Origin of the sequence: Acidovorax sp. 99, assembly GCF_003096455.1 — a bacterium.
GTDB lineage: Bacteria > Pseudomonadota > Gammaproteobacteria > Burkholderiales > Burkholderiaceae_C > Acidovorax > Acidovorax delafieldii.
The window spans coordinates 3,890,027-3,909,858 of the sequence record NZ_QEKU01000001.1 but is presented as its reverse complement, the minus strand read 5'-3'; the positions used below and the strand labels follow the sequence as shown (position 1 = coordinate 3,909,858).

Below are 19,832 nucleotides of genomic sequence, written 5' to 3'. Positions count from 1 at the left end.
GTCTGCTGCCCTGAGGGTACACGCGCCGCAGCGCGCGCCCCAGCCCTTCAACTACTTGCGCAGCAGCGTCTTGAGCACGTTCTGCAAACGGCGTGCGTTCGCCGCATCGCTATTGCTCGCCAGCACGCGCGCCACATCCTGACCCCAGGTCTGGGTGGGCGCAGGGTCGTTGCGGCGCGTCAGCAACTGCAGTTGCAACATGCGCCGCGCGGCAATGTGCTCGGCAGGCGTTGGGGCCTCGGCCGCCATTTCAAGGCGCAGCAGCGCTTCTGCCGCATCGCCCTTGGGCGCAGCCGACAATGCCTGTGTCCAGGCACTGCGCACCGACGCCGTCACACCCGAACCCAAATCTTGCGTGCCGGGGACCAGCGCAGCATCGCGCTTTTCCCATGCGGTCAACAGCTGGGTCAAGGCTTCGCCGTGGGCCTGTGCAGCCAACTTCTTCAGAGCCAGCTGCGCGTGCTCCATCGCCTCGCGCTGAGCACGGAATGCCGTGTCCCCCAAGCGAGGGCCACGGTCCTCGAAGGCTGGACGATCACCAAAACGGCCTCCCCGGTCAGCGCGATCGCCCATGCGGCCATCACTGCGTGGGCCGCGGGCACCGTCACGGTCGCCCGGACGACCATCGCGGCGGTCACCCGGTCGCGCACCACGGCCGGGGGCCACCGGAGCGTCTTTCTTCATCCCAGGGCGGTCATCCCCACGCACGGCCACAACAGGTCGTGCAGCAGGCTTGGGGGCTGCGGGTGCTGGCGCGGGCGCGGCTGCAGCGGTGTCACCACCTTCCGCAGCCTCGGCAGAGGCCTCCGCTCCAATTTCAGTAGCAGCTGGAGCAGCAGGAGCAGCATTTGCCTGCGCTTCAGCATGCGACTGGGCATCCTTGTTGGCCGTGGCGACCGCTTCAGCCGCCTGGGCCTGGCCGCGCAATGCAGCCTCCAGCGCCTGCATGGCAGCACGGATCTGCTGCGCATCACCCGTGGCGTTGGCAGCCTCCAGAGCCTTGGAGGCGTCCAGAACGACGCGGTCCCGCGCACTCAACTCGGTGACAGCACGGTCACGATCCGCCGACTTGCGGTTGAACGCTTCATCAATGGGCTTGCGGAAAGCGTCCCACAGCTTTTGCTCGTGCTTGCGGTCCAGCGGCACGGTCTGTGCCTCCGCCTGCCAGCGCTGTTGCAACGCCTTGACGGCATCGATGCGCAAAGCGGGTGCCGCGCCCAAGGCTGTGGCCTCGTCGATCATCGCGTGACGACGCGCCAGACTTTCCTTCTGTGCAGCCTCCAGGGGTGCTGCGGCCAGGGCAATGGCCTGTTTCCACAGGGGCTGCAGCTCTGCAAAAATCTTCTCGCCCACATGCCCGCCTTCGCGCCAGCGGTCGCCGAACTGATACAGCGAGCGGTTGATGGCCTTCCAGTCGCCCGATGCAGCGTGTTCTTGCGCCCAGGCCTTGACCTCTTCAATCAGCGCCAGGCGCTGAGCCTTGTGCTCGGCCGCTTCAGTGCGGATCTTGTCCAGCCAGGCCTCGACCACCTTGTGCGCCGCGTTGCAGGCTTCATCAAATTTCTTCCACAGGGCGTGGTTAGGCGCACCACCCTGGTCTGCCTGCTTCCACTGGTCTCTCAGATTGCGCAGGGTCTCCTGCATCTTGCGGCCACCCAGGGCCTGACCCTCGGGGCGGTTGAGCAGCGCTTCGGCCTTGGCCACCAGGTCTTCACGCACCTGGTCGGCACTCCAGCGTTGCCAGCCTTCCAGCTCACCGGCAGCCACCAGCGCCGTGTGCACCTGCTGCTCCAGGGCATTGTCAATGTGTTTGCCATGCACCTTGAGCACGGCGCGCAGCGCAGCCGCTGCGCCAGCGCTGGCCTTGCCATGGCCTTCAGCGGTTTCTTTTTCGAGCGTCGCCAGCGCATCGCGCACCAGTTGGTGCGCCTTTTCGATCACCTCTGGCGCCACCTTGGGTTTGGCGACGCGGGCTGGCTTGCTGGCCGCTGCTGAAGCAGCCGCAGCGGCGGCGGCCTCCGTGGGCAGGCCACGGGCAGCGCGCAATTCGTCCGCCCAAACCGGCACGGGAGGCAGGGGCGCGGAGACATCTTCTGCCGCTGCAGCCGCCTGGGCGACTGCGGGCTGAAAAGCCTCCCACACCACCAGCAACTGGGTGCGAGAGGCATCCAGCAAAGGGGGAAACCGCGCTTCGACGCTCGCCCAGCTCGCATCGCCCGTGAGCTCCTGGGCCTGCTCCTGCCAGCGCGCCACATCGGCACGCAGCAGCTCCAGCGCAGCATGGGCATCACGCCAGGGTTTGGTGGAGAGCACTTCAATGCGCTGCGCCAGCAGCACAGCGGCCTCGCGCTGCACCTGCACGCGGTGCTGCAGGTCTTCAATGACCTTCACACGGTCCGCCAGCTGCACCTTGAGCAGCGACAGCGGCTCGCGCGACAGAGGCGCACCCGCCTTGGCGGCATCCCGCTGCCAGGCCAGGGCATCTGCAATATTGAGCTTGGGGGCCGCCAGCAATGCCTGGGCCTTGTCCGCCCATTCGGCCGCAATAGCCTCCTGCCCCTTGGCACGGCGGATTTCGTCCAGACGTTCGCGCACGGCGCGGGCTGCGCCCTTGTCACGTCCGCTCAACTCCTTGAACACCTCCTGCAGCTGCTCAGACGCTGGGTGCGTGGCCAGCCAGTCACGGATGCGGGAAGCGCGCTCACCCGACGTAGCGGCAGAAAAAGCGCCGCCGGTCAGCGCATCGAGCGGGTGCGGCTCGTGGGTTTTGGCCGGGGCCGGATTCACTTCAGGTGCGTCGGACATTTTGCTGCGGGAAAAAAATGGAAACATGGATCCAATGGATTACGAAGGCGTCCCTGGCGCAGGGCCTGGGGCCGTGCCCGAGCGACCGCACCATGCGCACGCCAGGGCAACAAAAGGGCTATTTTCACCGGATTGGGCCAGCAAGCCATGGCGGGGAGCATCGTCCACACCAGCCAAGTGATCTGGCACAAGGCTTTGCGAGGCAGGCCGCCCCGCCGATGGACCTCTGCGAGAACGCCGCGCGACACTCCGGGCGAAGGGTCGCCGCTCTAGGGAACAGCCCCCATTATCTATATATAAGACAGCGCCGCCCACCCACAAGGCGAAGCACCAATAAGAAAGCCCGACGAGCAGTGCCTGAAGGGCCTGCCCGCCGGGCTTGACGGCTGACACAACGGTCTTTGCCATCGGTCGCGATGCGGAGAGAAAGGTCCGCATGGCGAGGAGGCAAGGTATTGCCTCCAGGGGTTGCCATGGAAGCGGCATCTGCTGCACCTTGGCACTGAATGCCCTCGGAGGGAGACTTCGCTTCGTCTGGCGATGCCTGAAATCTACAGGCGCCTCCACCTTATCAAACTCACTCGGCCAACTCAAATCGGATTCTCAATGGCGGAGAAAAGCCCGATTGAATTTGACATGGTGATGTCAGCCACCACCGGCCCACCCACAGCGCTGAACAGCCCCTCACCCCACAAAAACTGTGATTTTTCACATGTTTTTCATAATTTTTATGTCTTAAAAATAGTTTTGTTAGTATTGACTATGCATTTAGTGAGCTTCTAGAATCCGCCAGCCCCAAAAACAGGGCTAGTTACAAACCCCAATCGCTGCCGAACCCGGCTAAGTCAACCCAGGGCGCCAAGCACTCCACAGACGTGCAGCCCGGACTTGATGGCGTACCAATCCAGGCGATCTGCCAGCAAAGCACAGTCCACTGCGACTGCCCCGCTCCACTGGCCCGCTTCAGAAAGGAAGAGCTATGACAGCGTCAGGAAAAATAGTCTCCGGCGTGCGAACCTTCGCGGCCGACGTGACCGAAGGTTTTCTTGAAATCACCCACAACAGCTTCGCCCTCATCGGCTTGGCCGTTGCCTTTGTCGTCATTGCCCTCACTGCACGGCCCGATCTGCGCCAGGCTGGTGAAGAGCAACTGATGAACTGGCTGCAAGCCCGCCAGGTTGAAATGCTGGGCATGCCCATAGAGCCAGAAGCCAGCGAGCGCGCTACGGCGGTGAACCCCAAGGACCTGCCCAAAGAGCAGGCAGCCGTGGCCTTCTGGCTCAGCAAAAAGTACCGCGTGGCGCCTGAGCCCCTGAGCGCTTTGGTGGCCGAGGCCTACGAGATTGGCACCCGCGCAAAGATCGACCCCACCCTGATCCTGGCCATCATGGCCATTGAGTCGAGCTTCAACCCATTTGCCGAAAGCGCCGTGGGCGCACAAGGGCTCATGCAGGTGATGACCCGCGTGCACACTGACAAGTACCAGAACTTTGGCGGTCACTTTGCAGCCTTTGACCCGGTGAGCAACCTGCGGGTCGGTGTGAAGGTGCTGCAGGAATGCATTGCTCGCGCTGGCTCGCTCGAAGGCGGCCTGCGCTTTTATGTGGGTGCAGGCAACATGGCCGACGACGGAGGCTATGCCGCCAAGGTGATGGCGGAACATTTGCGCCTGCGCCAGGTGGCCGGCGGTCGCGCAGTGCCTTTCAATCCTCCACCCTCCTTGTCTACCCAGGCTCCCGTGCAGAGCATCCCCGCAGCGGTGCCCCGCACCACAGCCCCTGCAGCAGCCAGCGACAAGGTGGCTTTGCTGACACCTGGCCTGTAACCCTGCAGGCTCCCGGCACCCAGGTAACAACCCTGGCGCACAGCGGTTCGGACGGTGCAGCACTGGCGCCGTGTCGGCTACACTAACGGGGTACGCGACTGGCGATAGGCGCAGCATCCAGCCACTGGATGTTGCCGCTGACGTGGAAACCAGCAAGAACCTACTTCTTGTGAACCACTGGGAAGCGTGCCGCAGGGGCCCTGCCCCATGCGTTCAGCCGTTCGCCTGGGCAGCCCTTGTTTCAAGGGACACAAGTTCATAGGACTGCCAATCATGTACGACCGCAAAATTCTTGTCGAACAAACCGACCCCGAGCTGTTTGCCGCCATCCAGGCCGAAAACGCCCGCCAAGAGCACCACATCGAGCTGATCGCCAGCGAGAACTACGCTTCCCCCGCCGTGATGTGGGCCCAGGGCACCCAGCTGACCAACAAATACGCAGAAGGCTACCCAGGCAAGCGCTACTACGGTGGCTGCGAGCATGTGGACGTGGCCGAGCAACTGGCCATCGACCGGGTCAAGCAGCTGTTCGGCGCAGAAGCCGCCAACGTGCAGCCCCACTGCGGCGCATCGGCCAACGAGGCCGTGTTCCTGGCCTTCCTGAAGCCCGGCGACACCATCATGGGCATGAGCCTGGCCGAAGGCGGCCACCTGACACATGGCATGCCGCTGAACATGTCGGGCAAGTGGTTCAACGTGGTGTCCTATGGCCTGGATGCCAAAGAAGCCATCGACTACGAAGCGATGGAGAAAAAGGCGCACGAGACCAAGCCCAAGCTGATCATCGCCGGTGCCTCGGCCTACAGCCTGCACATTGACTTCGCACGTTTTGCCAAGGTGGCCAAGGACGTGGGCGCGATCTTCATGGTGGACATGGCCCACTACGCCGGCCTGATTGCCGCCGGTGTGTACCCCAACCCCGTGCCCCACGCCGACGTGGTCACATCCACTACGCACAAGAGCCTGCGCGGCCCGCGTGGCGGCATCATCCTGATGAAGGCACAGCACGAGAAGGCCATCAACAGCGCCATCTTCCCCGGCCTGCAAGGCGGCCCGCTGATGCACGTGATCGCTGCCAAGGCCGTAGCCTTCAAGGAAGCGCTGCAGCCCGAGTTCAAGGCCTACCAGGAGCAAGTGGCCAAGAACGCCAAGGTCGTGGCTGAGACGCTGACCGCACGCGGCCTGCGCATCGTGTCCGGCGGCACGCAAAGCCACGTGATGCTGGTGGACCTGCGCGCCAAGGGCATTACCGGCAAGGAAGCCGAGGCCGTGCTGGGCGCCGCCCACATGACCATCAACAAGAACGCGATCCCCAACGACCCTGAAAAGCCGATGGTGACCAGCGGCGTGCGCATTGGCACCCCCGCCATGACCACGCGTGGCTTCAAGGAAGAAGAAGCCCGCATCACGGCCAACCTGATTGCCGATGTGCTGGACAACCCCCGCGACGAAGCCAACATCGCCGCCGTGCGTGCCAAGGTCAACGCCCTGACCGCTCGTTTCCCGGTCTACCGTTAAGCAACAAGCCGGTCCTCAGCGCCCATGAAGTGCCCCTTCTGCAGCCACCTCGAAACGCAAGTTGTTGAAACGCGGGTGTCTGAGGATGGGGTCTTCATCCGCCGCCGCCGCCAGTGCGGCGCGTGCGACAAGCGCTTCACCACCTACGAGCGGCCGGAAGTGAACTTCCCGGCCATCGTCAAAAAAGACGGTCGGCGCATTGAATACGACCGCAGCAAGCTGCTGGGCTCTTTCAACCTGGCGTTGCGCAAGCGCCCGGTCAGCACCGACCAGATCGACAGCGCCATCGAGCGCATCGAAGAAAAGCTGCTCAACCTGGGCCAGCGCGAAGTGATCTCCAGCCGCATTGGCGAGCTGGTGATGCGCGAGCTCAAGAAGCTCGACAAGGTGGCTTACATCCGCTTTGCCAGCGTGTACCGCAGCTTTGAAGACATCGACGACTTTCGCGCCATGGTGGATGAGGTGCGCAAGTAGCCAATCGCGCTCCAGGGTGGCCGTCACGCGGATGACCGCCCTGGAGCAGCCCCCGCCCCTGCTACCTCGTCTGGCCAATGCAGAGCGCGGCACCGTTGGCACACATTGCGCACTCCCAGGTTCTGCCATGGCCCTGCGCGTGTGTCGCGCAAGCTACTCTGCAATTGCTACTAATTTGATAGCTATCGCAGCATGATGGACTGACGCTTCAAGCAGTTTTTTGCATCAAAACTGCCATCTAACACTCCGGCAAGCACTGCGCAGGTGCCTGACAATGCGCGCGGTGAAAACCCGCCACTTCCTGCAGCTGGTGCTGCTGTCTGCCCTGTGGGGCGCTTCCTTTTTGTTCATCCGCATCGCCAGCCCGGTACTGGGTCCGAATGTGATGGCCGCGCTGCGCATTGGGCTGGCCACTCTCACGCTGATCGGCATCATGCGCTGGGTGGGTGAGCCCTGGCCCTGGCGCCACTGGCGGGAACTGCTGGGGCTGGGTGCGCTGACGGTGGCAGCGCCTTTTCTGCTGTACGCCTGGGCGGCACTGCACCTGCCTGCGGGCTACAGCTCTCTGCTCAACACCATGGCCGTGCCGTTTGGCGTGATCGCCGCCGCCTGGATGAAGGAAGACACGCTGAGCACGCGCAAATGGGCGGGCTGCCTCTGCGGCTTTGCAGGGGTCGCGCTGATCGTGCAGCTGGGGCCTGTGGCGCCCACCTCGGCGGTACTGCTTGCGGCAGGCGCGTGCGTGACCGCTGCGGCGTGCTATGGCCTGTCTCTCACCTGGATGAAGCGGGCGACCACCCGCATGTCACCGCTGTCGATCGCGGCCGGCATCCACGCCGCTGCCCTGGTTCTGCTGCTGCCCGGGGCGGCCTGGACATTGCCCACCGCACGTTTCACTCCCGAGGCGCTGGCCGCCGTAGCCGTGATGGGCATCGTGACCTCGGGGCTCGCCTACTGGCTCAACCTGCGGGTCCTCAAACATGTCTCGCCCGTGGCCGCCATGAGTTCCGCCTTCATGATCCCGCTGTTCGGCGTGGCCTGGGGTCATATCTTTCTGGGCGAGGCACTGGGGCCGGGCATGCTCTGGGGCGGTGCGCTGGTGCTGGTGGCGACCGGGCTGGTCACCGGCTTCAACCCACTGCAATGGCTGGGAGCGCTGCGCCGCACAGACGACTAAGCGGCGGACTCCCCCACCCAGCGGGCACCCAACGCCTTTGGTGCTCCTCAGCGCGCGGCAGGCGCAACGCGGGTGATGCGGTGGGTAGCGGGTGGTGCCACCGGGCTCTGCAGCCGGAAGTACGCCTCCAGCGCATCCAGGTCCAGCTCACCCACGCGCCGGTCCTGGCCTTGCGTCAGCACCGTGAAGTTGTCACCACCGCTGTCCAGAAAGCTGCTCATCACCACACGCACGGACTGCATGTCTGTCACCGGCGCACCATTCAGCACCATGTGGCTGATGCGCGCCCCGGCGGGCTGGCTCAGGTCGTAGCGGTAACTGAACCCGCTGGACACCGACAACACCCGGGGCCGCTGCACCGTGTTGCCCCCGCTGGCGAACTGCTGCTCCAGCACCGCGCGGATCTGCGCACCCGTGAAGGTCTTGATCACCAGCTGGTTGCCAAAAGGCTGCACCGCATACAGCTGGCCGTAACGCACCAGCCCTTGCTCATCCGGCACCAGGTCAGCGCGCAGGCCGCCCGGGTTCATGAAGGACAGCTGCGCACCACCATCCGCAGGCGCTCGTGTGGCCAGCAGCTGGGCGTCCGCCACCAGATTGCCCAGCACGCTCTCCAGCGCCGCGTTGGGCTGGCGGCGCATGGCCCCTTGGGCCTGCCCCACTGGACGCTGGGCCAGCGGAATGGCGGCAGCGCGGTAGGTGTCGATGATTTTTTGCACGCCGGGATCCGCAGGGAACGTCGGCACGGCCGTGGTCAGCGGCACCGGCCCCTGGGCTCCCGTGAAGGCCTCGCCCTGCACCACCACATTGCGCGCCGTCTTGCTCACCACACGGCGGGTCTGCGTATCCACGCGCAGCTGGATGTCGGTGAGCAGCGTGCCGTACTGGCCTGCGCTGGTCAGCAAAAAGGGCTTGGCCGGGTTCACGCGGCTGTAGTCGCACACATAGGCCTGGTGCGTGTGGCCCGAGACCACCACATCCACGGCCGGGTCCAGGCGCTCCAGGATGGGCACGATGTCGCCCGACAGACCTGCGCAGCTGGTCTCCTGCACGCCCGCCGCGGTGCCCCCGCCTTCATGGATGGCCACCACAATCACATCGGCGCCTTGGGCCTTGAGCTGAGGGATCAGCGCGTTGGCCGTGGCCGCCTCGTCCTCAAAACGCAGCCCAGCGACCCCGGACGGGCTGACCATGGTCGGTGTGGCTTGCAGCGTGAGGCCGATAAACCCCATGGTGACGGTGACACCGCCTTCGGTAAACCGCTTGAGCCCTGTGGCGGGCAGCAGGGTGCGCCCGTCTTCACGCACCGTGTTGGCCGCCAGCAGGCCAAATTGGGCGCCTTCAAAAGGTTTGCTGATGCGGCAAGGCTCGCGCGATGTGAATTTCTCGCAGCCACCGTTCTGCAGCCGCAGTAGCTCTCGCCAGCCCCGGTCAAACTCGTGGTTGCCGACCGCGTTGAAGTCGATCTGCATGCGGTTGACGGCCTCGATGGTGGGCTCGTCCAGGAACAGCGACGACACCAGCGGCGAGGCGCCCACCATGTCACCCGCCGACACCACCGCATGGTGCGGCGACTGGGCCTTGAGGGCAGCCATGGCGCTGGCGAAATACGCCATGCCCCCGGCAGGTGCCAGCACCGGGCCTGTGGGCCCCTGCACCCGATGCGCCATGTGGGGCGGCTCCAGGTTGCCGTGCAGGTCGTTGAAGCCGATGAGGGTGATGTCGATGTGGGCCGGCGCGCTACCCGCCGCAGGGGCGGTGGACGCAATGCCGCTACAGCCAGCCAGCCACAGCGGCACCGCCAAGGCGGCCAGCGCCCTGCGGAGAAAGGCCCGGAACAAGCGGTTGCTCATACAGAGGCACCGCCCCAGGGACGGTGGGAGTTGGTGTTACAGAAACGAGGCCTGGATCGGCGGCACAGGCGGCACCACATCGCCGCATTGGGCACGGTGACGCAGGGCGTGCTCCATCACCACCAGCGCCAGCAGCGCCTCGGCAATCGGCGCGGCGCGAATGCCCACGCAGGGGTCGTGGCGGCCCTTGGTGATGACCTCGGTGCTCTGGCCGTGGATGTCAATGGACTCGCGCGGGCTGATGATGGAACTGGTGGGCTTGATGGCGATGCTCACTTCCAGGTCCTGCCCGGTACTGATGCCACCCAGCACGCCGCCGGCGTTGTTGGTGCGGAAACCCTGGGGCGTCATCGAATCGCCATGCATCGTGCCCCGGTGGGCCACGCTGGCAAACCCGGCGCCAATCTCCACGCCCTTCACCGCGTTCAGGCCCATCATGGCGTGGGCGATGTCGGCGTCCAGCTTGTCGTACAGCGGCTCGCCCAGCCCCACGGGCACGCCCGTGGCCTGCACGCGGATGCGGGCGCCACAGGAATCGCCGGCCTTGCGCAGGGCGTCCATGTAATCCTCGTACTGCGCCACGTCGGCCACGGGGGCAAAGAAAGGGTTGCTGCGCACGTGGTCCCAGCTCTCGAAAGGGATGGGCAGCTCGCCCAGCTGCGTCATGCAGGCACGAAACTGCGCGCCGTACTGCTGGGCCAGCCACTTCTTGGCCACGGCGCCGGCGGCCACGGTGGGGGCCGTCAGGCGGGCGGAAGACCGGCCACCGCCACGCGGATCGCGGATGCCGTACTTGTGCCAGTAGGTGTAGTCGGCATGGCCGGGGCGAAAGCTCTCGGCGATGTTGCTGTAGTCCTTGCTGCGCTGGTCGGTGTTGCGGATCAACAGGGCGATGGGGGTGCCGGTGGTCTTGCCCTCGTACACGCCAGAGAGGATCTCCACCGCGTCGGGCTCGTTGCGCTGCGTGACGTGGCGGCTGGTGCCAGGGCGGCGCCGGTCCAGGTCGGCCTGGATGTCAGCCTCGGTGAGCGGCATGCCGGGCGGGCAGCCGTCAATCACGCAGCCAATGGCCGGGCCGTGGGATTCACCAAAGTTGGTGACTGCGAATAGGGTACCGATGGTGTTGCCGCTCATGGGGCGGGATTATCCCAGAGCCCCGGGTGCCCGACGCACGGCCACACCGGTTTGCTGAGGTGCACTCCCCCACAGCTGCTACGTCACCGCACCCACGAGGCACCAAACGCCCGATACGTGGCGCCCTTGCACAGGCATGACATATCCTGCTTGGCAGGGTTCTGGACGCTTGTTAGCATGTAAACATCGATTTTTGGGATCTCCATGCCCGCCCTCGCACCGCCCTCTCCGGGTCCGATATCACCTTCCCGCACCCTTCTGACTGCCGCCCTGGCAGACGCCCCCCTTCGCCGCGCACTGGACGCCAGCGACAACGCGGTGGTGATGACCAACAGCTCCAAGCGTGTGGTGTATATCAATGAAGGATTCACGCGGTTGTTTGGCTACCAGCCCGCCGAGGTGCTGGGCAGGCACCTGAGCGAGGTCTTGCTCGGCCCCCACTCCGATCCGGACCTGCTCGAAAGCATCCGGGGCAATGTGCTGACCAAAGGCAGTTTTCGCACGGACACCCTGCTTTACAGCAAGGCGGGGCAGCCTCGCTGGGTGTCCCTGGTGATCAATGCGTCCGACGAAAGCTCCGGCGGACCGGGGGGCAGCATTTCGATCCTGACCGACATCACGCTCACCAAGATGCACGAGGTCCTGCAGACGCATGTGCTGGAGGGCATGGTCAACGAGTTGCCCCTGCCCGAGCTGATGGCCCTGGTCTGCCGCGAGGTCGAACGCATCGCGCCCGAGGTCACCGCCACCATCCTGGCGGTGGATGCCCAGGGTCGGCTGCACCCGCTGGCGGCGCCCAGCCTGCCACCCACCATCAGTCATGCGCTGGACGAACTGGCGATTGGCCCCACGGCCGGGTCGTGTGGCACCGCTGCCTTCCGCAACGCGCCCGTGGTGGTCACCGACATGGCCACAGACCCACTCTGGGACGACTACCGCGACCTGTTTGCCGACAGCGGTTTGCGCGCCTGCTGGTCCAGTCCCATTCGCGACCACCGGGGCCAGCCGATCGGCACCTTTGCGTTTTATTTTCGCGAGCCCCGCGCACCCGATGCACTGCACCGCCGCCTGGTGGATGTGTGCCTGCACCTGTGCGCACTGGCCATCGAACGCAACAGCACGCACGAGCGCATCCATCAGCTCGCGTTTTTTGACGTGCTGACCGGGCTGCCCAACCGCGCTCTCTTTCGCAGCAGCGGGGAGCGCGCACTGGCCGACCTGCAGCGGGGGCGCCACACAGGCGCCCTGCTGTTCCTCGACCTGGACCGGTTCAAGCAGGTCAACGACACCCAGGGGCACGCCGCAGGCGATGCGCTGCTGAGCGAGGTGGCCCAGCGCCTCACACAAGGCCTGCGCGCGCGCGACCTGATCGCGCGCCTGTCGGGCGACGAATTTGTGCTGCTGCTCTCCGAATGCACCACCGAACAGGCTGTACAAAGCGCCCACCGCGTGCTGCACGACATTGCCCAGCCGCTGGACATCTTCGGGCAGACCCATGTGCCCCACGCGAGCATCGGCATTGCGATGTTTCCGAATGATGGAGACACCATCGACACCCTGCTGCGCCATGCCGACCAGGCCATGCACCAGGCCAAAAGCGACCATCGCCACAGCCTGCAGCTGTTCAGCGCCGAGATGAACCGCCGTGCCCAGGAGCGCGCCTCGCTGGAGCGCGCGCTGCAGCAGGCGCTGTCCGACCGCAGCCTCACCCTGCACTACCAGCCGCAGGTTCTCAGCAGTTCCCCCGGCACCTTGCACGGTGTGGAGGCTCTGGCGCGCTGGAACCACCCGCAGTGGGGCATGGTGCCGCCGTCGCAGTTCATCCCCGTGGCCGAGGACGCCGGGCTGATCCATGAGCTGACCCTGTGGCTGCTGGACGAAGCCTGCCGCCAGCTGGCGGCCTGGCGCGCTGCAGGCCACGACGTGCCCTGCGTGGCCATCAACCTGTCGGGCCGCAGCTTCCACCGGCCGGAGTTTGCTCATGAGATCAGCGATGCGCTGCAGCGCCATGGCCTGCGCGCCAGCGATGTGCTGCTGGAGATCACGGAGAGTGTGATGATGGATGCGCGACCCGTCACGCTGCAGAACATCGAGGCCCTGCACCACCAGGGCTTCAAGCTGTCGCTGGATGACTTCGGCACCGGCTATTCCAGCCTGAGCTACCTGCACCGCTTGCCCATCAGCGAGCTCAAGCTCGACATGGCTTTTGTGCAGGACCTCACCACCAGCGCCACGGCGCGCGCCCTCACGGTGTCGGTGCTGAGCATTGCGCACAGCCTGGGCATGGTGGTGGTGGCCGAGGGGGTGGAGACCACCGGCCAGCAGCAGTGGCTGCAGGCTCACGGCTGCCCGGTCATGCAGGGCTACCTATTCGGCAAGCCGCTACCACCCGATGAGATCGAGGCCTGGCTCTGCGCCCAGGCGCCTCGCCCCTATCGCTGACTTGGCGAGAGGCACATCTGTGCCGTCACGCCGGGGCGTGGGCCTCGCGCCCCGCCCACAACCTCAGGTACGGGGTTCTTCTTCCGGCCAGTCGCGGATGTAGGCCTTGAGCATCTTGTTCTCAAAGTTCTGGCTGTCCACCACGGCCTTGGCCACGTCATAGAAGCTGATCACGCCCATCAACATGCGGCGGTCCATCACGGGCATGTAGCGCGCGTGGCGGTCCAGCATCATGCGGCGCACTTCGTCCATGTCGGTTTCGAGTGTGCAGGTCAGGGGCGCATCGTCCATGGCCGTGCGCACCAGCATCGTGCCCACGCTGCCGCCGTTCTTGACCAGCGCCTGGATCACTTCGCGGAAGGTGAGCATGCCCACCAGATCGCCGTGCTCCATCACCACCAGCGAGCCGATGTCGCGCTCGGCCATCAGGCTCACGGCACCCGCCAGCGGCTCGTCCGGCGATGCGGTGTACAGGGTGTTGCCTTTGACGCGAAGGATGTCGCTGACTTTCATGGTGCGGAGTCTCCGGGGGATCGGGAAGAATCGGAAAGAGTAGGTGTGGGCCCGCAGCGACCAGCACACCGGCGGGGGCTGCCCAGGTGCTGCAGGCTGTTTGTCAGCAAATATAGCCCACAATGCCCGCCTGCATTGACAACATGGGAGACACACAGATGCCCGGTTACTCCGACCCCGGCTTTGACACGCTGGCGCTGCACGCAGGCGCCAGCCCCGACCCCGCCACTGGCGCGCGCGCCGTGCCCATCCACCTGACCACCTCGTTCGTCTTCGAGTCGAGCGACCACGCGGCGTCCCTCTTCAACCTGGAGCGCGGCGGCCATGTGTACAGCCGCATCAGCAACCCCACCAACGCGGTGCTAGAGCAGCGCGTGGCCGCCCTGGAAGGCGGCGTGGGTGCCATTGCCACCGCCAGCGGTCAGGCCGCACTGCACCTGGCGATTGCCACGCTGATGGGCGCGGGCAGCCACATCGTGGCGAGCACGGCGCTGTATGGCGGATCGCAGAATCTGCTGCACTACACGCTGTCGCGCTTCGGCATTGAGACCACCTTCGTCAAGCCCGGCGACATCGACGGCTGGCGCGCTGCGGTGCGCCCCAACACCAAGCTGTTCTTTGGCGAGACCGTGGGCAACCCCGGCCTGGATGTGCTGGACATCCCCACCGTCTCCGCCATCGCGCACGAGGCGGGCGTACCGCTGCTGGTGGACTCCACCCTCACCTCGCCCTGGCTCATCAAGCCGTTCGAGCATGGCGCGGATCTGGTCTACCACTCGGCCACCAAGTTCCTGTCGGGCCACGGCACCGTGGTGGGCGGCATCGTGGTGGATGGCGGCAGCTTTGACTGGGACGGCCCCAAATCGGCCGGCAAGTTTGCCGAGCTGACGCAGCCCTACGACGGCTTCCACAACATGGTGTTCACTGAAGAGAGCACCGTGGGCGCCTTTCTGCTGCGCGCGCGGCGCGAGGGCCTACGCGACTTTGGCGCCTGCATGAGCCCGCACACCGCCTGGCTCATTCTGCAAGGCATCGAGACCCTGCCGCTGCGCATGGCGCAGCACATGCGCAACACCGAGAAGGTGGTGGAGTTTCTAGCCGCGCAGCCGTTTGTGTCGCGCGTGGGCCACCCCTTGCTCGACTCGCACCCCAGCCATGCCTTGGCGCAAAAGCTGCTGCCACGCGGCGCGGGCTCGGTGTTCAGCTTTGACCTCAAGGGCAACCGCGAGCAGGGCAAGAAGTTCATCGAAACCCTCAAGGTCTTCAGCCACCTAGCCAACGTGGGCGACTGCCGCAGCCTGGTGATCCACCCGGCCAGCACCACACACTTCCGCATGAGCGACGAGGCGCTGGCGGGCGCGGGCATCAGCCAAGGCACGATCCGCCTGTCCATCGGCCTCGAAGACGCCGACGACCTCATCGACGACCTCAAGCGCGCGCTGAAAGCCGCTGAGAAAGCGGGGGCCTGACCATGCACATCCAAGTCAATGGCGCCGCCACCTACTGCTACACCGGCGGCAAGGCATTCGACGCCGCCAAGCCTACCGTGGTGTTCATCCACGGCGTGCTTAACGACCACAGCGTGTGGGCCCTGCAAAGCCGCTACATGGCCAACCACGGCTGGAACGTGCTGGCCATCGACCTGCCCGGCCACTGCCGCAGTGGCGGCGATGCCCCTGCTACGGTGGAGCAAGGGGCGGACTTCATCGGCGCGCTGCTCGATGCAGCAGGCGTGCAGCGCGCGGCACTGGTGGGCCACAGCTGGGGTTCCCTCATCGCCATGGAAGCCGCTGCGCGCCTGAAGGACCGCATCAGCCACCTGGTGCTGGTGGGCACGGCCTTCCCGATGAAAGTGTCGCCCGCGCTCATCGAGGCCTCGCAGACCGACCCGGAGAAGGCGATGCGCATGGTCAATGTGTTTTCCCGCAGCACCCTGTCTGCGCCCCCGTCGGCCCTGGGCCCGGGCACCTGGGTGTTTGGTGCAGGCATGGCGCTGGGGCGCAAGGTGCTGCGCAGCAACACGGCAGTCAACGTGTTCCACCGGGGATTTGTGGCCTGTGACAGCTATGCCGGTGGCGAAGCGGCCATGGCGCAACTGACCTGCCCCGTGCTGTTTGCGCTGGGCAGCCAGGACCAGATGACGGCGCCCAAGGCCGCACAGGGACTCGTCAAGGCCGCCCAGGCGGCGGGCAAGCAGGTGCAGATCGCCCATCTGCCCGTGGGGCACAACCAGATGACCGAGGCGCCTGAAGAGACACTGGCCGCCATCCGGGACTTCCTGGCCCGGTGACTCCCAAACCCCGGCGCGCTGGCAGGCCCGCCGGGGCTTTCAGAACCTGTTCAAAGCGGCAGACCCGTTGGCGACACCACACCCGCACTGCCCCGCTGGTGCGCACCGGGGTCACGGCGTATAACGCGGGCAGAGCCCCAACGCCGCCCGGAGACAACGCCATGACCACCCAGACTGCCACCCCGCAACCAGCGCCCAGCACGGACCCTCGGGCCTTCAAGCGCTTCGCGGACTTCTACCCGTTCTACCTGAGCGAGCACAGCAACCGCACATGCCGCCGCCTGCATTTTGTGGGCTCCTCCCTCACGCTGGTCTGCCTGGCCATGCTGGTGGCCACGGGCAAGCCCCAGTACCTGCTGTACGGCCTGCTCTGCGGCTACGGCTTTGCCTGGGTGGGGCACTTCGGCTTTGAAAAGAACAAGCCCGCGAGCTTCAAGCGCCCGCTGTACAGCTTCATGGGCGACTGGGTCATGTACAAGGACATCTGGACGGGTAAAGTGCCCCTGTGAGATGACTTGGAGCGCCAGAGGCTGGAAGCGCTAGTGCAACATGCCTTAGCAGCTATTACTTATATAGCAATTGACTGCTACTTGAAGGCGGCAGTCCACCCCGGTCAACGCGCCTGCAGCACATCGGCCATGCGCAAGGTTTCCAGCTTCGCGTTGGTCCACAGCGGGCCCAGGCTGTCCACCCGCTGCAGCAGCAAGCGCTGCACCAGGGGCGCAAGCAAGGTGCTTTCCGGGTCGGCCAGCAGCACATAGCGGGACTCGGGCACGTCGGCCGCACTCACCGCAGCATCGGCCACCTGTCCAACCCAGTCCAGCGCGGTCAGGGCTTCCAGCACGGGCTCCAGCTGCAATCCATCGACCCGCAGCAACTGGGCCAGCTGGCTGGGGCGCAGGCCCTTGATGGGCTGCTGGCGCGCACGGTGCAGCGCCTGCAGCACCTCCACCGCCAGCTGGAACGTCCAGCCCGCCACCGTGCCGCGCCGCGCCACCCCCGCCAGCAGGCTGGGCAGGTACGCGGTCACCACAGCACCCAGCAGCACGATGACCCAGGCCACATAGATCCAGACCAGCAAGATGGGCAGCGTGGCAAACGCGCCGTACACCACCGAGTAGGTGGGCACCTTGCCCAAGTACACCGCCAGCACCTTCTTGGCCAGCTCGATGCACACCGCGACAAAAAAGCCGCCCGTCCAGGCGTGCCGCCATTTCACCGGCGTGTTGGGCACATAGTGGTACAGCGACGCCATGCCGCCCGCCAGCACCACAAACTGGATCGAATCGAACAGCAACTGCACGCCGTCCGGCAGGCGCTTGACCAGCCCGCCCGAGGCCGACATCACATACGAAGTGAGGGCCAGGCTCGCGCCCATCAGCAACGGGCCGAGCGTGATGGCCGCCCAGTAGATCAGCACCCGCTGGCCCAGCGGCCGCAGGCGCTGCACGCGCCAGATGTCGTTGAGCGTGCGGTCGATGGTCAGGATCAGTGCCAGCGCCGTGGCCAGCAGGATGCTGAACCCCGCCACGCCGAGGCTGCTGGCCTTGGCCGCAAACTGCGTGAGGTAGCCCAACACCTGCCGCGAGATGCTGTCGGGCACCAGGCTGCTGACCAGCCAGCCCTGGAGCGCATCCTGCAGCTTGCCGAAGATGGGAAATGCGGTGAACACCGCCAGCGCCACGGTGAAAAACGGCACCAGCGCCAGGATGGTGGTGAAGGTGAGGCTGCTGGCCGTGAGGCCCAGGTGGTCCTCACGAAAGCGCTCACGCAGTGTCTGGGCCGTGGTCTTCCATGGGAAGTGCGACAGCTCATTGATCAACGCCTCGGTGCGCGACGCTACTGTCTGTATGGAAAAAGGCATGGCCGATATGATGCCACCCCAATGACCGACTCTCCCACCGCCCCTGCCTCCCCTCTCACACCGTCCGACAACGGCGTTGCCGCCACACGCTGGGTAGCCACCGGCAGCCTGCTCGCCCTGATTGTTCTGTGCCTGGCCTGGGAACTGGTGCTGGCCCCCTTGCGCCCAGGCGGCACCTGGCTGGCGATCAAGGCCCTGCCGCTGTGCATCCCGCTGGCAGGCATCCTGAAAAACCGCATGTACACCTACCGCTGGGTCAGCCTGGTGATCTGGCTGTACTTCACCGAAGGCGTGGTGCGCGGCTGGGGCGACAAGCCCCCATCGCAATGGCTGGCCTGGGGCGAAGTGGCCTTGTGCCTCGTGCTGTTCACCGCTTGCACGCTGCATGTGCGCGTGCGCCAGCGCAACGCCAAGGCAGCCGCCGCTGCGGCAGAAGCCAGCGCTGCGCCACCCGCCCCCTGATATCCATGGCGCAGCCCTCCGCAATCCGATCAACCCACTGAACCCGTCGCTTCACCCATGACCACCTTGCTCGACACCCTGCGCACCATCGTCGGCCCCGCCCATGTACTCAACGAAGGCGACCTCACCGCCTGGGAACAGGACTGGCGCCGCCGCGTGCGCGGCAAGGCCCTGGCCGTGGTGCGCCCTGCCAATACGCAAGAGGTGGCCGATGTGGTCAAGGCCTGTGCGGCAGCGGGCACCGCGATCGTTCCGCAAGGCGGCAACACCGGTCTGGCCGTGGGCTCGACGCCCGATGACAGCGGCACACAGATCGTGCTGAGCCTCACGCGCATGAACGCGGTGCGCAGCGTGGACACCGACAACCTGACCATGACGGTAGAAGCGGGCTGCATCCTGCAGAACCTGCAGGACGTGGCCGAGAAGGCCGGCGTGCTCTTCCCTCTGAGCCTCGCTGCCGAGGGCAGCTGCACCATTGGCGGCAACCTGGGCACCAACGCAGGCGGCACGCAGGTGGTGCGGTACGGCAATGCGCGCGACCTTTGCCTGGGCCTGGAAGTCGTCACCGCCCAGGGCGAGGTGTGGGATGGCCTCAAGGGCCTGCGCAAGGACAACACTGGCTACGACCTGCGCGACCTGTTCATCGGCAGCGAAGGCACGCTGGGCATCATCACCGCCGCGACGATGAAGCTCTACCCCGAGCCCGCCGCACGCCTCACCGCCTGGGCCGCCGTGCCATCCATGGAACACGCCGTGGCGCTGCTGGGCCAGGCGCACAAACAGCTGGGCGCGGGCCTCACGGGCTTTGAGGTGATGGGCCAGTTTGCGCTGAGCCTGGTGGGCAAACACATGCCGCAGCTGCGCGTACCCTTCCTGGGCGACGACAACGCGCCCTGGTGCGTGCTGCTCGAAAACTCCGACAGCGAATCCGAAGAACACGCGCGTGCACGGTTTGAATCGCTGCTGGAGACCGCGTTTGAAATGGGCTGCGTGACCGACGCCGTGGTGGCCGAGAACCTCACGCAGGCGCACCAGCTGTGGCACATTCGCGAGAGCATTCCGCTCGCCCAGGCCGAAGAGGGCCTGAACATCAAGCACGACATCTCGGTGCAGATCTCGCGCATCCCCGCCTTTGTGGCCCACACCGACGCGGTGCTGCAGCGCGAGATCCCCGGCGTGCGCCTGGTCAACTTCGGCCACCTGGGCGACGGCAACCTGCACTACAACGTGCAGGCACCGGCAGAAGGCGACCCCAAGGCCTTCCTGCGCGAGCACGAGGCGCATGTGAACCACCTGGTGTACGAGGCCGTGGCCGAGTTTGGCGGCTCGTTCTCGGCCGAGCATGGCATCGGCGAACTCAAGGCCGACAAGCTCGCCAAGTACCAGTCGCCCGTGGCGCTTGGCATGATGCGCGCCATCAAGCAGGCGCTGGACCCGCAGGGCATCATGAACCCGAAGCGCGTGCTGCAGTAAAC

The 19,832-nt window shown here is 65.7% G+C and carries 15 protein-coding genes and 1 riboswitch; of the genes, 10 read left to right on the top strand and 5 right to left on the bottom strand.

Annotation, left to right across the window (positions count from 1 at the left end):
* Positions 1 to 51: 51 nt before the first annotated feature.
* Entirely contained in the window at positions 52 to 2,832 is a 2,781-nt protein-coding gene (locus tag C8C95_RS18110) for a DUF349 domain-containing protein (protein WP_116749488.1), read from the bottom strand.
* A gap of 952 nt (positions 2,833 to 3,784) precedes the next feature.
* Here C8C95_RS18110 and C8C95_RS18105 point away from each other — a divergent pair.
* From C8C95_RS18105 to C8C95_RS18090, 4 genes are all read left to right on the top strand, one after another.
* Positions 3,785 to 4,630, top strand: a complete 846-nt coding sequence (locus C8C95_RS18105; protein WP_056743637.1) for a lytic transglycosylase domain-containing protein — start codon at positions 3,785 to 3,787, stop codon at positions 4,628 to 4,630.
* Between the two features lie 84 nt (positions 4,631 to 4,714).
* A riboswitch (ZMP/ZTP riboswitch) is annotated at positions 4,715 to 4,868 on the top strand.
* A gap of 35 nt (positions 4,869 to 4,903) precedes the next feature.
* Positions 4,904 to 6,148 carry a serine hydroxymethyltransferase gene (gene glyA / locus C8C95_RS18100; RefSeq protein WP_116749487.1) on the top strand — a complete coding sequence of 415 codons (1,245 nt, stop codon included), beginning with the start codon at positions 4,904 to 4,906 and terminating at the stop codon, positions 6,146 to 6,148.
* A gap of 24 nt (positions 6,149 to 6,172) precedes the next feature.
* Positions 6,173 to 6,622 carry a transcriptional regulator NrdR gene (gene nrdR / locus C8C95_RS18095; protein ID WP_015013541.1) on the top strand — a complete coding sequence of 150 codons (450 nt, stop codon included), beginning with the start codon at positions 6,173 to 6,175 and terminating at the stop codon, positions 6,620 to 6,622.
* Positions 6,623 to 6,896: 274 nt separating this feature from the next.
* Positions 6,897 to 7,799 carry a DMT family transporter gene (locus C8C95_RS18090; protein ID WP_056067168.1) on the top strand — a complete coding sequence of 301 codons (903 nt, stop codon included), beginning with the start codon at positions 6,897 to 6,899 and terminating at the stop codon, positions 7,797 to 7,799.
* 47 nt (positions 7,800 to 7,846) lie between these two features.
* Here C8C95_RS18090 and C8C95_RS18085 read toward each other — a convergent pair whose 3' ends face one another.
* Both C8C95_RS18085 and aroC read right to left on the bottom strand, forming a co-directional pair.
* On the bottom strand, positions 7,847 to 9,652 hold the full coding sequence (locus C8C95_RS18085; RefSeq protein WP_116749486.1) for a bifunctional metallophosphatase/5'-nucleotidase: 1,806 nt from the start codon (positions 9,650 to 9,652) through the stop codon (positions 7,847 to 7,849).
* Between the two features lie 36 nt (positions 9,653 to 9,688).
* Positions 9,689 to 10,786, bottom strand: coding sequence for a chorismate synthase (gene aroC, locus C8C95_RS18080; RefSeq protein ID WP_116749485.1), 1,098 nt, complete (start codon positions 10,784 to 10,786; stop codon positions 9,689 to 9,691).
* A 204-nt stretch (positions 10,787 to 10,990) separates the two neighbouring features.
* Here aroC and C8C95_RS18075 point away from each other — a divergent pair, with 204 nt between their 5' ends.
* Complete coding sequence (locus C8C95_RS18075) at positions 10,991 to 13,228, top strand: EAL domain-containing protein (RefSeq protein ID WP_116749484.1); 2,238 nt, start codon at positions 10,991 to 10,993, stop codon at positions 13,226 to 13,228.
* Between the two features lie 63 nt (positions 13,229 to 13,291).
* Here C8C95_RS18075 and C8C95_RS18070 read toward each other — a convergent pair whose 3' ends face one another.
* Entirely contained in the window at positions 13,292 to 13,741 is a 450-nt protein-coding gene (locus tag C8C95_RS18070; protein ID WP_015013536.1) for a CBS domain-containing protein, read from the bottom strand.
* A gap of 158 nt (positions 13,742 to 13,899) precedes the next feature.
* On the opposite strand from C8C95_RS18070, the gene C8C95_RS18065 reads away from it, so the two are divergent.
* The 3 genes from C8C95_RS18065 (at position 13,900) to C8C95_RS18055 (ending at position 16,540) form a co-directional block, all read left to right on the top strand.
* Entirely contained in the window at positions 13,900 to 15,210 is a 1,311-nt protein-coding gene (locus C8C95_RS18065) for an O-acetylhomoserine aminocarboxypropyltransferase (protein WP_116750343.1), read from the top strand.
* 2 nt (positions 15,211 to 15,212) lie between these two features.
* Positions 15,213 to 16,031: an alpha/beta hydrolase gene (locus C8C95_RS18060; RefSeq protein WP_116749483.1), complete on the top strand. Its 819-nt coding sequence runs from the start codon at positions 15,213 to 15,215 to the stop codon at positions 16,029 to 16,031.
* Positions 16,032 to 16,192: 161 nt separating this feature from the next.
* A complete protein-coding gene (locus C8C95_RS18055; protein WP_116749482.1) occupies positions 16,193 to 16,540 on the top strand; it encodes an Mpo1-like protein in 348 nt (115 codons plus the stop codon).
* Between the two features lie 104 nt (positions 16,541 to 16,644).
* Here the strand turns inward: C8C95_RS18055 and C8C95_RS18050 are convergent, their stop codons facing one another.
* A complete protein-coding gene (locus tag C8C95_RS18050; RefSeq protein WP_116749481.1) occupies positions 16,645 to 17,895 on the bottom strand; it encodes a YihY family inner membrane protein in 1,251 nt (416 codons plus the stop codon).
* Positions 17,896 to 17,916: 21 nt separating this feature from the next.
* On the opposite strand from C8C95_RS18050, the gene C8C95_RS18045 reads away from it, so the two are divergent.
* Together C8C95_RS18045 and C8C95_RS18040 are read left to right on the top strand one after the other, a co-directional pair.
* Positions 17,917 to 18,357, top strand: a complete 441-nt coding sequence (locus C8C95_RS18045; RefSeq protein ID WP_116749480.1) for a DUF2069 domain-containing protein — start codon at positions 17,917 to 17,919, stop codon at positions 18,355 to 18,357.
* A gap of 57 nt (positions 18,358 to 18,414) precedes the next feature.
* Positions 18,415 to 19,830: an FAD-binding oxidoreductase gene (locus C8C95_RS18040; RefSeq protein ID WP_116749479.1), complete on the top strand. Its 1,416-nt coding sequence runs from the start codon at positions 18,415 to 18,417 to the stop codon at positions 19,828 to 19,830.
* Positions 19,831 to 19,832 lie beyond the last annotated feature (2 nt).